The 13,985-nt window shown below is 30.6% G+C and carries 14 protein-coding genes; 4 read left to right on the forward strand and 10 right to left on the reverse strand.

Annotated elements, in window-relative coordinates; all coding sequences use genetic code 11:
• Positions 1–96: 96 nt before the first annotated feature.
• The 3 genes from ACUXZJ_RS02050 to ACUXZJ_RS02060 all read right to left on the reverse strand — a co-directional run bounded on the left by ACUXZJ_RS02050 (position 97) and on the right by ACUXZJ_RS02060 (position 3,078).
• Positions 97–1,131, reverse strand: a complete 1,035-nt coding sequence (locus ACUXZJ_RS02050; protein WP_060381508.1) for an aldo/keto reductase — start codon at positions 1,129–1,131, stop codon at positions 97–99.
• A 198-nt stretch (positions 1,132–1,329) separates the two neighbouring features.
• Positions 1,330–2,298, reverse strand: coding sequence for an OmpA family protein (locus tag ACUXZJ_RS02055; protein WP_060381507.1), 969 nt, complete (start codon positions 2,296–2,298; stop codon positions 1,330–1,332).
• 21 nt (positions 2,299–2,319) lie between these two features.
• On the reverse strand, positions 2,320–3,078 hold the full coding sequence (locus tag ACUXZJ_RS02060; RefSeq protein ID WP_063743354.1) for an exodeoxyribonuclease III: 759 nt from the start codon (positions 3,076–3,078) through the stop codon (positions 2,320–2,322).
• A 253-nt stretch (positions 3,079–3,331) separates the two neighbouring features.
• On the opposite strand from ACUXZJ_RS02060, the gene ACUXZJ_RS02065 reads away from it, so the two are divergent.
• From ACUXZJ_RS02065 to ACUXZJ_RS02075, 3 genes are all read left to right on the forward strand, one after another.
• Complete coding sequence (locus tag ACUXZJ_RS02065) at positions 3,332–5,143, forward strand: GNAT family N-acyltransferase (protein ID WP_060381505.1); 1,812 nt, start codon at positions 3,332–3,334, stop codon at positions 5,141–5,143.
• A 92-nt stretch (positions 5,144–5,235) separates the two neighbouring features.
• Positions 5,236–5,658, forward strand: coding sequence for a hypothetical protein (locus tag ACUXZJ_RS02070; RefSeq protein WP_060381504.1), 423 nt, complete (start codon positions 5,236–5,238; stop codon positions 5,656–5,658).
• Positions 5,659–5,727: 69 nt separating this feature from the next.
• Positions 5,728–6,228, forward strand: coding sequence for a septal ring lytic transglycosylase RlpA family protein (locus ACUXZJ_RS02075; RefSeq protein WP_081078369.1), 501 nt, complete (start codon positions 5,728–5,730; stop codon positions 6,226–6,228).
• On the opposite strand, the gene ACUXZJ_RS02080 is transcribed toward ACUXZJ_RS02075, so the two are convergent.
• Positions 6,225–6,704 carry a CYTH domain-containing protein gene (locus ACUXZJ_RS02080; protein ID WP_060381503.1) on the reverse strand — a complete coding sequence of 160 codons (480 nt, stop codon included), beginning with the start codon at positions 6,702–6,704 and terminating at the stop codon, positions 6,225–6,227. The two genes, ACUXZJ_RS02075 and ACUXZJ_RS02080, sit on opposite strands and share 4 nt — an antisense overlap.
• A gap of 85 nt (positions 6,705–6,789) precedes the next feature.
• Here ACUXZJ_RS02080 and dinB point away from each other — a divergent pair, with 85 nt between their 5' ends.
• Positions 6,790–7,866, forward strand: coding sequence for a DNA polymerase IV (dinB, locus tag ACUXZJ_RS02085; protein ID WP_063743356.1), 1,077 nt, complete (start codon positions 6,790–6,792; stop codon positions 7,864–7,866).
• Between the two features lie 6 nt (positions 7,867–7,872).
• Here the strand turns inward: dinB and pyk are convergent, their stop codons facing one another.
• The 6 genes from pyk to ACUXZJ_RS02115 form a co-directional block, all read right to left on the reverse strand.
• On the reverse strand, positions 7,873–9,306 hold the full coding sequence (pyk, locus tag ACUXZJ_RS02090) for a pyruvate kinase (RefSeq protein ID WP_060381501.1): 1,434 nt from the start codon (positions 9,304–9,306) through the stop codon (positions 7,873–7,875).
• Positions 9,307–9,308: 2 nt separating this feature from the next.
• Entirely contained in the window at positions 9,309–9,794 is a 486-nt protein-coding gene (locus ACUXZJ_RS02095) for an IPExxxVDY family protein (RefSeq protein WP_354018157.1), read from the reverse strand.
• 419 nt (positions 9,795–10,213) lie between these two features.
• Entirely contained in the window at positions 10,214–11,485 is a 1,272-nt protein-coding gene (bioA, locus tag ACUXZJ_RS02100) for an adenosylmethionine--8-amino-7-oxononanoate transaminase (RefSeq protein WP_060381499.1), read from the reverse strand.
• 56 nt (positions 11,486–11,541) lie between these two features.
• On the reverse strand, positions 11,542–12,159 hold the full coding sequence (gene bioD, locus ACUXZJ_RS02105; RefSeq protein ID WP_060381498.1) for a dethiobiotin synthase: 618 nt from the start codon (positions 12,157–12,159) through the stop codon (positions 11,542–11,544).
• Between the two features lie 404 nt (positions 12,160–12,563).
• Entirely contained in the window at positions 12,564–13,454 is an 891-nt protein-coding gene (locus tag ACUXZJ_RS02110; protein WP_060381497.1) for a DUF3078 domain-containing protein, read from the reverse strand.
• Between the two features lie 11 nt (positions 13,455–13,465).
• Positions 13,466–13,972: a DUF2480 family protein gene (locus tag ACUXZJ_RS02115; RefSeq protein ID WP_060381496.1), complete on the reverse strand. Its 507-nt coding sequence runs from the start codon at positions 13,970–13,972 to the stop codon at positions 13,466–13,468.
• Between the last annotated feature and the right edge of the window lie 13 nt (positions 13,973–13,985).

Here is a 13,985-nt window from a genome sequence, read left to right on the forward strand (position 1 = left end):
ACACTTTTATTGAGTCAAAAAAAATTAGAATAAATCTTTTTTAATTGATACTTTAAATACTTTTTTGGGATAGCCTTAATGATTTACACACCCTTTTTATGGTGCTGGATTAGGATGTAATTCTTGTATTTTATTAACCTCTTTTATTACCTCATCAGTAAGTCGAACCTCAAAAGCATTGATGTTTTCTTCTAATTGATCTAATGAAGTTGCTCCTATTATGGTAGAAGTTACAAAAGGTTGATGATGCACAAAGGCTATAGATAACTCTGTTAAAGTAAGTCCTAAACTATGCGCCAATTCTTGGTATTTAGGAGTTACCTTATAACAGTTTTCGTTAGTATAACGAATAAAGTTAGGAAATTTTCCCATTCGCGAATCAACAGGAGTCCCTTGTAAATACTTACCAGTAAGGAATCCAAAGGCTAATGGTGAATAAGCTAATAAAGCTAAATTTTCACGCATACAAATTTCTGAAAGTCCTACTTCAAAAAGTCTATTTAATAAGGAATAAGGATTTTGTATACTGGCTATTCTAGGCAAATTATGTTTTTCTGCTTCTATAAGATAACGCATAACGCCCCAAGGATTTTCATTAGAAACACCTATGTTTCTAATTTTTCCTTCTTTTATCAAGCCATCAAAAATGGTTAATATTTCAAAAATAGAGTCTTTCCATTGGTTATCAATTTCGGTCATACCTCTTTTACCAAACATATTCATAACTCTTTCTGGCCAGTGCATTTGGTAAAGGTCTATATAATCTGTTTGCAAATTTTTCAAGCTTAAATCAACTGCTTCATGCAAACTTTTTTTTGAAAAATCTAATGGTTGACGAATATAATCTAACCCTCTGTTAGGTCCTGCAATTTTGGTTGCTAAAATAACTTGATCGCGCTTCCCTTTTTTTTTGAACCAACTCCCAATATAACGTTCTGTATTACCAAATAGCTGTGCATTTCCTCCTATTGGGTACATTTCGGCAGTATCAAAAAAATTAATTCCTCTTTCAAAAGCATAATCCATTTGAATATGTGCCTCTGATTCTGAATTTTGATTACCAAAAGTCATCGTTCCTAAACAAATATCACTTACTTCTAATTCAGTGTGAGGCAATTTGATATATTTCATCTATGAAATTTTTAATTTATTTAACCTAAAAGGTGTGTTATAAAATTTAAAAAAGGCTGTCCAAAAAGTAATAAATCAACATCCAGTTTGTCACTACGTAAGGAGGAGTCTCATAATCAATATTATATAATTTCTCCCTTTGGTCGAAATGAACAAAATTGCGAACTTTTTGGACAGTCTCTTTATTCAAAATTTTAGTTACAACTCATTTAATGCTTTTGTCAACTCATCTAGCTTAGGTGTCAAAATGATTTCAATACGGCGATTTTTAGCTTTACCGTCTGTCGATTCATTTGATACCAATGGGCTATATTCGCTACGTCCAGCAGCTGTTAAGTTTTCTTTTTTAATCTTCGGATTAGCTGACAACAAATTTACGATGGCTGTGGCGCGTTTGGTAGATAAATCCCAGTTGTTTTCAACTCCTCCTCCTAATGTTCCTGTTATTTTATCATTATCAGTATGTCCTTCTATTAAGATTGAAATATCTGGATTATCAGCTAAAACTTTTGAGACTAAATCAACTGCTTTTTTTCCTTCTGTTCCTACTGTCCAGCTTCCTGATTCAAATAGTAATTTATTTTCCATAGAAACATAAACTTTCCCATCTTTCTGGTGGATCACAAGTCCTTTTCCTTCAAAAGCTTTTAAAGATTTAGCTAATGTTTCTCTTAATTTTTTCATAGAAGCTTCTTTAGCTTCTACTAAATTTTCAAGTTCTGTTACACGATCTGAACGATCCTTAAATTCTTTACTTAATTTATCCAAACGAGCTTTTTCAGCAGCCAGAGCTTTTTCTTTTGCTTCTAATTGTGCTAATAATTCTCTGTTTTTGTCCATATTTGCTTTTAAAGCATCGTCGCTATTTTTTTCTAAAGCATTATACGAATTTTGTAACGTAGTCAGATTATTAGAAGTAGCACTATAATCGGCTGCTAACTTATCACGTTCTGCTTTTATTTTTTCTAATTCAGATTTTACTTTTGCTAAATCTAGATTGGCCTGGCTTTTACCAGATTTAAGTAACTCATTTTCATCAGCTAAAGCATTGCGTTCTTTTTTTAGTTCAGCAAACTTATTTTCTAAATCAGTATATATTTTCTTGGAAACACAAGAGGAAGTACTTAAGGCGAGTAAAAGTAAGCCTATAGAAGTTCTTTTTATCATAATTCAAAACATTTGGGATTATTAAAATTCTACACACACTGGACAATGATCAGAATGTTTTGCTTCTGGCAAAATATAGGCTCTTTTCATTTTATTTTGCAAAGGTTCATGCACCAAGCAATAATCAATTCTCCAACCCTTATTATTAGCACGTGCATTAGCACGATAACTCCACCAGCTGTAATGATGCGGATCCGTATTAAAAAAACGGAAACTATCTATAAATCCTGATTTTATAAATTTATCCAACCATGCTCGTTCTTCTGGTAAAAAACCAGAAACCTTTGCATTTCTTATGGGATCATGTATGTCAATGGCTTCATGACAAATATTATAATCACCACAAATTACAAGATTAGGTACTTCTTTTTTTAGTTGATTTATGTAATTATAAAAATCATCCATATACATAAACTTGTGTTCTAATCTATCTATATTCGTACCAGAAGGCAAATATAAACTCATAACAGAACAATCATCAAAATCTAATCTTAGATTTCGTCCTTCCTTATCCATGTGTTCTATACCCGTTCCGTACACAACTTTTTTAGGTTCTATTTTGGAGAGAATAGCTACTCCGCTATATCCTTTTTTTTCTGCAGGAAAATAATACTGGTAAGGATAACCCGCTAATTCAATATCCATTACAGGAATTTGATCTTGAGTAGCTTTGATCTCTTGTAAACATATTACATCGGGATTTGCTGCTTGTAACCATTCTAAAAAACCTTTTGTAATGGCAGCACGAATACCATTTACGTTATATGATATAATTTTCATCAAACCAAATTAAAAATTAAAACTAAATCACTAATTATGAATACCATTATTGTATTACTGATGGTATAATTGATTTTTTCAAAAGTATAGAATATTTTAAGAGTCTCGACTATTTTTTTTAAACAATTAACAAACATTTGAATATCAAACAAATCAGAATATATTTAATAAAAAAATAAATGATTCATTGTTAAACCATTACATATTATACGACTTTTGCTATATTTGCAACTTGCATTAATCGTAAATATAAATGGGTTTAGTCACTGCCAAAGAAGTAGCCAAAGCAATTAAAACTGATAATTATGGCCCTATTGGGACCTTTTCGGGTTGGTTGTTAATGAAAGCACTTCAAATATCAACATTAAATAAAATTTATGACAGGAATAAACATCTATCAGATGTTGAGTTCTTGAATGCAATTTTGGACGAATTCCAAATTAAATTTGAGATTCCCGAAGAAGATCTAAAAAGATTACCTAAAGAAGGTCCTTATATTACCATTTCTAACCACCCGCTAGGAGGCATAGATGGAATATTACTTTTAAAATTAATGCTTGAACGCGAGCCTAATTTTAAGATTATCGCTAATTTCTTATTACATCGTATAGAGCCATTAAAGCCATATATCATGCCCGTAAATCCTTTTGAAAACCATAAGGATGCTAAGTCGAGTGTAATTGGTTTAAAAGAAACTTTTCGCCATTTAAGCGATGGAAAACCTTTAGGTATGTTTCCAGCTGGTGAAGTTTCTACTTACAAAGACGGAAAACTCATAGTGGACAAAGAATGGGAAGAAGGAGCTATTAAAGTTATTAGAAAAGCACAAGTTCCTGTGGTACCTATTTATTTTCATGCCAAAAACAGTAAATTATTTTACTTCTTATCAAAACTAAGTAGTACTTTGCGAACTGCAAAACTTCCTTCTGAATTACTTACTCAAAAAGATCGTGTAATAAAAGTTCGTATAGGAAAACCAATTTCAGTAGCGGAACAAAATGAGTATACAACCTTAGAAGATTATACAGATTTTTTACGCAAAAAAACATATATGTTAGCAAATGCTTTTGCCGAAGAAAAAAAACTTTTTGAAGCACCTATTCTAAAACCTACTTCAAAACCCGCAAAAGCAATTGTAACAGGAGCTAATCAAGAAAAAATGATTGAAGAAGTAGCCAAACTTAGAAAAAAAGAGGCTCGATTGCTCCAAAGTAAAAATTATGAAGTATTCTTAACAGAAGCTAGTGAAATTCCTAATATCTTACATGAAATAGGTCGTTTACGAGAAATTACCTTTAGAGCCGTTGGTGAAGGTACTAATGAATCTATTGACTTAGACGAGTTTGACAACTACTACCACCACATGTTTTTATGGGATGATGATACCAAACAAATTGCAGGCGCTTACCGTATGGGTTTAGGATCTAGAATATTTGCTAAATACGGAATAAACGGTTTCTACTTACAAAATCTTTTCCGTTTTGAACCCGAACTGTACGATATGATGAGTAAATCCATCGAAATGGGACGTGCCTTTATATGTAGTGAATATCAGCAAAAACCAATGCCTTTATTCTTATTATGGAAAGGTATTGTACACACTACACTAAGACACCCTGAACATAAATTTTTAATAGGTGGAGTAAGTATTAGTAATCAATTTTCAGAGTTTTCAAAATCATTGATGATTGAATTTATGAAATCTAATTTTTACGATCCTTATATTGCTCAATATATTCATCCTAAAAAAGAATACAAGGTAAAATTAAAAGATGCTGATAAGGATTTTGTATTTAACGAAGCAGAGTCTGATTTGAATAAATTTGATAAGATCATAGACGAAGTAGAACCTGGTAATTTACGTTTACCTGTTCTAATCAAAAAATACATCAAACAAAATGCTCGAGTAGTTGCCTTTAATGTAGATCCTTTGTTCAACAATGCCATTGATGGACTCATGTACATCCGAATTGCTGATTTACCAGAAAGTACTGTAAAACCAGTAATGGAAGAATTTCAAGCAGAATTAGAAAGAAAATTGAATGAAGAACTACAATCTAAATAAGATTGTAGTTCTTTTCATACAAACACAAACATTCACTATATTTTTCTATTTATCATTTTTTATTTATATTTGTTTAAACCAAAACATTTAAAATGCACAATTTCATACAAAAATTTCACTCAGGATGGGCTTATGTAGCCTTAGCTTTATTAGTTTTTGCTATTATTAATAGTTTTTTAGGTAATTCCTCTAATAGAGAATTTACAGCTAAAGACAGAAAAATTGCTTTATTTGGTTTAATTGGTACCCATATTCAATTTTTAGTAGGAATTATTTTATACTTTGTTTCTCCAATGGGCTTATCAGGTTTTAATATGAAAGAAGCCGCTTTAAGACTTACTTCTATGGAGCATCCTTTAATAAATCTAATTGCTATAGTATGTGTAACCATTGGATGGTCAAAACATAAAAAAATGGAAACAAGTCATGATAAATTCAAAAAAATAGCTATTTTATACAGTATTGGACTTATCCTAATTCTATCTCGTATACCATGGTCATCTTGGTTATCATAAAAAACAGTAAGCCCTTTTAATGGGCTTATTTTTTTATCCTATTATACAAAATGATTAAAAGAAAAAACTATGATCAACCGTATTTTAATGGGTGTTTCTACACTACTAGCTATACTTCTAACATCAAAATTTTCATTTAAAAAATTTGATTCAACCAGTTTTGAGCCTATTAAAATCGTCCCTGACACGATCAAAAAAGATTCTTTACCCCTTATTTTAGACAGTTTATCCGTAGAGGAAGGTCTTTACAACTTCAAACTTTACAAAAGCAAAGGACACGCCTCTTATTATGCCAATCGTTTTAACGGGAGGAGAACAGCTAGTGGCGAGCGTTTTTATAATCATAAATTAACTGCTGCCCACCGAAAACTACCATTTGGAACAAGAGTTAGGGTAACCAATTTAAAAAATGGTCGCAAAATAATCGTAAAGATAAATGACCGTGGTCCTCATATTCGCAATCGTGAAATAGACTTATCTCACAAAGCCTTTCATCATTTGGCTAAAGGAAAAGGAGGAGGAGAAATGCCTGTAAAAATTGAAATAGCTCTAAAAAAAGAAAAAAATTAAATTTTTATATCCCATTCGCTATAAGGATGTCTACTTAAATAGGCATTGTAAAAACGCATATCTGAGGTAACTTCTAAACCTAGCCATGAAGGTCTATCAAAAAACTCATTTTCTGTCTGCAGCTCTATTTCTGCTAAAACAAGACCTTGATTTAAGCCTAAAAAAACATCTACTTCAAAGAGGTGTTTTCCAAAAGGAACTTCATAACGTATTTTTTCTATAATTCCCTTTTCACAAAGAGGCAAAAGCAGTTCAGCTTCGTTCAAATAAATCTCTTTTTCCCATTCTAGTCTAGAAGCTCCAGTAGTGCTACTAGCTCCTTTTACAGTAATATATCCTTTTTCATCTTTTATTCGTACTCTAACTGTTCGTTCAGCAACCGAACTCAAATAACCTTGTACAATTCTATTATTAGACTTGCTTTCTTCCAAAAATTGATTATTTGTAACTAAAAATTTACGTTCTATCTCAATCATACGATCTTTTTTAAATAACCAAGCGAAGATACTCTAAGTTTTTTAAAGCTATTAACTTTTGCAGAAACATTAGTAATTTTGCAATATGGAAAGCCTTATTCGTAAAATAATTCATATAGATATGGATGCCTTTTATGCGTCCGTTGAACAAAAGGATCATCCTGAACTAATAGGTCTTCCTATAGCTGTGGGAGGCAGTGAAATTAGAGGTGTTGTATCTGCTGCTAGTTATGAAGCTAGAAAATTTGGTGTACGAAGTGCTATGACTGGTATACAGGCTAAACGTTTATGTCCTGAGTTAATTTTTGTAAAACCTCGTTTTGAACGATATAGAGAGATTTCTCTGAAAATTAGAAAAATATTTTATGAGTATACTGATCTAGTAGAACCTCTATCTTTAGACGAGGCCTATTTAGATGTAACCCAAAACAAAAAAAACAATCCTAGCGCAACTCTTATAGCTTCTGAAATCAGACAACGTATATTTGAAGAAGTTGGTTTGACTGCTTCAGCGGGAATTTCTATCAATAAATTTGTAGCCAAAATAGCATCTGATTATAATAAACCAAATGGTCAAAAAACGATTCATCCTGATGATGTAATTCATTTTTTGGAGAGTTTAGATATTAAAAAATTTTATGGTATTGGAAAGGTAACTACTGAAAAGATGTATATGTTAGGGATTTATACTGGTCTAGATCTAAAATCTAAAACAATAGAATATTTAGAAGAACATTTTGGAAAAAGTGGTACTCATTATTATCATCTTGTTAGAGGAATTTCAAACAATCCTGTAAAACCTAATCGAGCCTCTAAATCTGTTGCAGCGGAGCATACTTTTTATACCAATTTAACCTCTGAAATTTTTATGGAGGAAAAATTAGAACGTATTGCTGATGAATTAGCTAAAAGACTTCAAAAGCATAAATTATCTGGTAAAACCATAACACTTAAAATAAAATATTCTGATTTTAGTCAACAAACCAGAAGCAAAACACTTCCTTATTTTGTTTCCGATCGAGATGTATTGTTAGAGGTAGCTAAAGAGCTTCTTTATCAAGATCGTATGAAAGACTCTGTTCGTTTATTAGGTATTTCTCTTTCTAATTTAAATACAGAAATAAAAAAAACCGTAGTGATTCAGCTACGGTTTGATTTTTAATTCTTTTTATTCTATTTCAGAAATTCTTAATGTATTTACCATTCCTTTTGCTACAACTGGCATGGCTGCTAAGTTTACCAAAATATCTCCTGGCCTTACAAATCCTTTTTCTTCTGCTATTTCATTAATATCATCTATTGTATCATCTGTACTTACAAATTTATCATACATAAACGCATGAACTCCCCACAATAAATTTAACTGAGTTAAAATACGAGGGTTGGATGTAAAGACTAGAACATGTGCATTGGGTCTCCATGCAGAAACTTGAAAGGCAGTATAACCACTATTTGTTAGTGTAGTAATAGCTTTGGCTCCTATATCTCCAGCTAAAATAGCTGCGTGATAACAAATGTGTTTTGTTATAAAGCGATTGGTTTTTACTTGTGGTTGTTTTTGAGGCACATGAATTAGTGGTGAATCTTCGACTGCCTCAATAATTTGGGTCATTTTTTCAATTACTTGTATTGGATAATTACCTACTGAGGTTTCACCTGACAGCATTACTGCATCTGCTCCATCCATTACTGAATTAGCGACATCATTTACCTCTGCACGAGTAGGAGTAAGACTTGTAATCATGGTTTCCATCATTTGGGTTGCTACAATTACAGGAATACGAGCCAATTTGGCACGGTTAATTAATTTTTTTTGAATTAATGGAACTTCATGTGCGGGCATTTCTACCCCTAAATCACCACGCGCTACCATAAAACCATCACAATGAGCCACTAGCTTATCTAGATTTTCAATTGCTTCTGGTTTTTCTATCTTGGCAATAACTGGGATTTTGTGATCTGAATTTTCTTCTATTAATTCTTTGAGATCTTTAAGATCTTCTGGTGTTCTTACAAAAGATAACGCAATCCAATCAACTTTACTTTCAATTGCAAATAGTGCATCACGAATATCTTTTTCGGTAAGGGCTGGTAATGATACTTTTGTATTGGGTAAATTAACTCCTTTTTTAGATTTTAATGGCCCTCCTTGAATTACTTTACAAACAACTCTACTTGTTTCAACATTACTTGATATTGCTTCAAATATAAGCTTTCCATCATCTAATAAAATACGTTCTCCAGGATTTACATCTTTAGGAAATGCTTTATAGGTCATATATATATTATCAGGTGTTCCTGGCACATCTTCTATTGTTTGAAAAGTAACCAGATCTCCCTCATTTACAACCACATCTTCTTTCATTACGCCTACACGTAGTTTTGGCCCTTGTAAATCAGCTAATATAGCGGTTGTATAACCGTATTCTTCGTTTAATTCCCGAATAATACGTATACGCTCTGCAACATCTGCATAGTCTGCATGGGAAAAATTGATACGAAATACATCAACTCCAGCATCCATCATCTTTTTAATCACTTCCTTAGAACTACAGGCTGGGCCTAGAGTTGCTACTATCTTTGTTTTTTTTTGTGTACGCATTCTTAAAATATCAAATTATTCTTAGATTTAATTTCATTTGGGTTTACTTCATAAACTGCAGAAATCAAATCAATTTTATTCAACTTATAAATTATTTCTTTTAACTCTATCTGTTCGTCGTGTTCAATTTTTAATACAAAATCAACTTTTTTTAAATCTGTTACCAAATTTACTTGAGTTGTAATACTATTTTCTTGAAATAATGAATTTACAATATCTGAAGGGGGAAATTCTATTTCTTGCTTATTTTGTATTAAATCCCAGGTCATCATTGCTTCATCATCTTCGTATGTGAATCTAGAAAAAGTAGCTAATTGTTTGTTAATTTCGACTGGAATTTCATCCTCGTTCTTGGAAAGCAAAATCTCTAAATTCTGATTAATCTTATAAGCTAACCGATAATCTTCTAAAGTAGTATGAATAGCAAGTAGGTCATAATCTACTTGATCAAAATCCCCAAGATAAATTTGATGTTTAAGTTTGGTCATACTATTCAACATTAAAAACAAAGGTAAATCTTTTTTAAAAAAGCATTAATATTTATCTTTAAAAATAATCGATAAAAGACAAATAAAAACCGACAAAGTACACTGTCTTTCTTGTTTTTTTCTCAGATCGTATTTTATCTATTATTGATTTACTTTTTATTGTTAATTCAATTAATGATATACTTTTTTTATTTTAACAACATAAATTTATTACGGATAAAAATAACTTTGAATTTTTAAAAGTATTCTTTTGTCCTGAATATAGAGAGCTACATTTATAAAAAGAATTTTATTATAAAATTCTTTTGACTTTATGAATCTTGCTAAATTTACGACATTTTTTAAACCTAGATAAGCTTACAATTCTTTTTAAGATAAGTTTACAAGTTTTTTAACGATTTATTTTTATTCAAATGATATTAAAGTATTAAGAGTGCTTCTTCAATTGTATCATATATTTTTTTTAACTGCTGATCTGTTATAATATAAGGGGGTAATATATAGACTGTGTTCCCTACAGGACGAAGTATAATTCCTTTTTCTATAAAAAAGTTATATAGCTTATTACGAATGGTTCCATAGTATGAAATTTCTTCATCTGTTATAATTTCCAAAGCAAAAATCACTCCTATTACGCGAGTAGTTTTAACCTTTGGATTCAAATTCATTTTTATCTGAAAGGCTAAATGTTTTTGATGAATTCTATCAATATTTTTTTGTGTTTCATCTCTTTGTAATAGTTCAATACTGGCTAAAGCAGCTGCACAACCTGTTGGATTAGCTGTAAAAGTATGTCCATGAAAAAACGCATGATTAATAGATTCATTTTTAAAACCATTAAAAATAGATTCTGTAAAGGAAGTAATGGCCATAGGAATTGTACCTCCTGTTAATGCTTTAGACATACACATCATATCGGGATTTTCTTTGAGATAATTACATGCAAAAAAGCGTCCTGTTTTTCCAAATCCTGTCATCACTTCATCAGCAATAGTAAAAACTGAATTGGATTTACAAATTGTAATTAATTCATCTAAAATAAAGGCTTCATACATTATCATACCCGCAGCTCCTAAAACCAACGGTTCAAAAATAAATGCGGCTACTTGATTTTCTTTTAAAGCTTTTTGAAGTGTTTTTTTTGTAATTTCTTCGTTTCCTTTTGTTGGAACGGGAATTCGGATAACATTGATTAGTGAGTCTTGAAAAGCTTCTGTAAACAAACCTATCCCACTTACAGCCATAGCGCCGAAGGTATCGCCATGAAAAGCTTCTTCAAAGGCTATTATCGTATCTTTTTTTATCCCTTTGTTAAAAAAGTATTGAAATGAAGCTTTTATTGCCACCTCAACTGCCGTTGACCCATTGTCCGAATAAAAAAATTTTTTTTGATTTATTGGTAGTATTTCAATTAATTTTTCTGCTAATTGTACTGCTTTATTATGTGTAAAACCACCAAATAAAACGTGTTCTAAAGTAGTTAATTGATCGTAAATGGCTTTAGCGATAAACTCATTTGAATGTCCAAAAGGATTTACCCACCATGAAGCAATAGCATCTATATATTCTTTATTTTTTTCATCCCATAACAAAGCTTCTTTTCCTTTTACTATAGCAGGTAGTATACCTATTGTTTGATGTTGTGTATAAGGATGCCAATTATATAATTGATCTTTTTCAGATAAAGTCATAAAACTGTTTTTTTTAACTAAAGGAAATTAAGGATTTATTATTTTTTTTAGAGCTTTTAAAGTTCCAATAATTTTTCTCTAAATTTTTCAGCATAATATGAGATAACGTTTTCGTCAAAATAGGGTTCATTATCTATACGTCCTATATATTTTATACCCGATTTATGAAGAATAATATTTTCTGTTGATGTATTTTCATCTCCTGAAAAGATAATTCCGGATACTTTTATATTTCTATTTTTTAGTAATTCTAAAGTCATTAAAGTATGATTAATGCTTCCTAAATAATGTCTAGAAACAATTACTACTTTATAATCAGGTTGAATAAGGTCTACAACGCAGTCTGTTTCATTTAGTGGAACTAAAATCCCTCCCGCTCCTTCAATTACTAAATGATTGTCTGTTGTAGGTTCTATAATTTTTTTTAAATCTATGGTAAGATTATCAATTGTTGCAGCTAAATGTGGACTAGCAGGCGTATTTAATGCGTAAGCATTAGGGTGAATGGTAAGTCTGGTATTTTTTACTCTTTTTTTTATTTTATGACTATCTGAATTATCTAAATCTCCTGCTTGAATAGGTTTCCAATAATCTGCTTCTAAAGCCTGTGTGATAATAGCTGATGCAATTGTTTTACCTACGTCTGTTCCTATACCTGTAACAAAAATTTTCATTTTATAAAATTCTAATTTCTTACAAAAATAAGAAAAACAGGTCTTTTTTAGTTTCTTCTTTTGATTCTTTATTTGTATCTGTTTCTATTTTTAGAAATTCTCTTTATAAATGTTTTTTTTAGGAAAGGAGCGAAAAATAGTTTATCTTATTTTAAAAAGGAGGATTTGACAAATATTTTTTTATTAAATATTTATTCTTAAAAAATAGTGGTAAATAATTTAAAAAAACATTACAAAAAGTAAATGTTTTAAATTTAGTGTACTATTTAAAAGACAAGAATGACAGTCTGGTTATTCTTATGTTTTTTTTGGTAGTTGTTCTAAATTATTCTTTTTGTAATGTTTTTCTTGAATTATAGATAGGAATATATGTGTATTTTAAAAAAAATTAATTTAATATTTAATTAAAATCCGTAATTAAAACCTAGACCAAATACTTCTCTAATTTGAAAGGCTCCCACAGCATTATCATCATAAATTGCTTGAAAAGCTAAATTAGTAGATATGTATTTATTGATTTTCATTACTAAATTTGCTTGATAATCAATATCTACATTTTGTGGTTTATCTAAATAATTAGAATACAGGTTTAAAATATTTTCCCAGGTAACATTATCCATTAGTTTAAATTTGTAATATGCTTGTAGACCAGCACCAAATTCAAAACGAGTGGATTTTCCTTGTTCAACTCCAAAAGAGCTTCCGTTTTGAGTAAAATGAGAATGAACTACTACTAAACGAGCTGTTGCAGGAGCTATATTGAATTTAAAATTTTCATGTTTTTTCCACATCATACCAGGACCTAACTGTAAATAAGCTGGAGAGAAGAAGTGCGATATTTTATTACCATTTGTATCAAAACCAGAGTCCATTTGTGTCTTAAAATCTAAGAAAGCTGAGTAAAACCAATATCCTTTTGCTCTTTTTCCTAGTACTGAATTGTATAATAATCGGTCGTCTGACTTGCGAACATCAGCGTCTTTAAGTTTTGTCAATCCATAAGCAGCTATGATTTTATTATCCCAAATTAGATCTTTTGATTTATAATTAAAATCATAATTGATATTTATATTTCCTGCTATATTAGAAGTTCCTCCAGCTCTCCATTTATCATTAAAGGCTGATTGGTTAAATAAAAAATTGAAATTACCTCCTCTTTTCCAACCTACATTGGTAGTATCTTGTGCTTTTTTTTCAGTTTCAGAAGTTCTTTTTATTAATTCTCCTTCAATTGTTTGTGCGTTAAGCAAAGTTTGGCAGATTAATAATGCCAAGCATAAAAGTGATTTTTTCATGATGTAAATTTTTATTTAGTTCTCTTAAAAATCGGAACCGCTGAACAAGCTTCTCCAAACATTACACTTTTTGCTACTTTTTGTAGTTGTGTGATGGCCATGATGTATGCTTCTTTCGGGACTGGTTTTTTTGAGCAACCCTTCAAAATTACTGGTTTATCAAGGTATTTACTGAAATCTATTCGTAGAATTTCTTCTATATATACATTAACCTCAATATCTTCTTTATTTCCGAGGATAGTTTTTTTGGCGTATTTGTCTAAATAAGAAGCTATTAGTATAGGTGCCCAAGTTGGCAAAATAGCATCTGAACTACAATAAATGGCGCAATAATGATCTTTATATTGTGACCAATCATGATTTTTTAAAGCTTGTCTAAAATCTTTTTCTTTTAACAAAAATCCATCTATGAGCCATTGTTTAATATCAACAGCCGTTCTTATTCCACTAGGATAAAAATCCTCTAGATCAAATACTTCTAAAGAACTATTCGTTACTTTATTTATAATTTCTTCCATATTTAGTTGCAAT

It is taken from the genome of Flavobacterium sp. TN-1, assembly GCF_052828645.1.

Coding starts and splice junctions, on each gene's coding strand:
- ACUXZJ_RS02055 (WP_060381507.1), bottom strand. CDS start 2,298: ATGATAAAAAGAACTTCTATAGGCTTACTTTTACTCGCCTTAAGTACT.
- bioD (WP_060381498.1), bottom strand. CDS start 12,159: ATGAAAATTTTTGTTACAGGTATAGGAACAGACGTAGGTAAAACAATT.
- dinB (WP_063743356.1), top strand. CDS start 6,790: ATGGAAAGCCTTATTCGTAAAATAATTCATATAGATATGGATGCCTTT.
- ACUXZJ_RS02060 (WP_063743354.1), bottom strand. CDS start 3,078: ATGAAAATTATATCATATAACGTAAATGGTATTCGTGCTGCCATTACA.
- ACUXZJ_RS02050 (WP_060381508.1), bottom strand. CDS start 1,131: ATGAAATATATCAAATTGCCTCACACTGAATTAGAAGTAAGTGATATT.
- ACUXZJ_RS02080 (WP_060381503.1), bottom strand. CDS start 6,704: ATGATTGAGATAGAACGTAAATTTTTAGTTACAAATAATCAATTTTTG.
- ACUXZJ_RS02065 (WP_060381505.1), top strand. CDS start 3,332: ATGGGTTTAGTCACTGCCAAAGAAGTAGCCAAAGCAATTAAAACTGAT.
- pyk (WP_060381501.1), bottom strand. CDS start 9,306: ATGCGTACACAAAAAAAAACAAAGATAGTAGCAACTCTAGGCCCAGCC.
- ACUXZJ_RS02110 (WP_060381497.1), bottom strand. CDS start 13,454: ATGAAAAAATCACTTTTATGCTTGGCATTATTAATCTGCCAAACTTTG.
- ACUXZJ_RS02095 (WP_354018157.1), bottom strand. CDS start 9,794: ATGACCAAACTTAAACATCAAATTTATCTTGGGGATTTTGATCAAGTA.
- ACUXZJ_RS02070 (WP_060381504.1), top strand. CDS start 5,236: ATGCACAATTTCATACAAAAATTTCACTCAGGATGGGCTTATGTAGCC.
- bioA (WP_060381499.1), bottom strand. CDS start 11,485: ATGACTTTATCTGAAAAAGATCAATTATATAATTGGCATCCTTATACA.
- ACUXZJ_RS02075 (WP_081078369.1), top strand. CDS start 5,728: ATGATCAACCGTATTTTAATGGGTGTTTCTACACTACTAGCTATACTT.
- ACUXZJ_RS02115 (WP_060381496.1), bottom strand. CDS start 13,972: ATGGAAGAAATTATAAATAAAGTAACGAATAGTTCTTTAGAAGTATTT.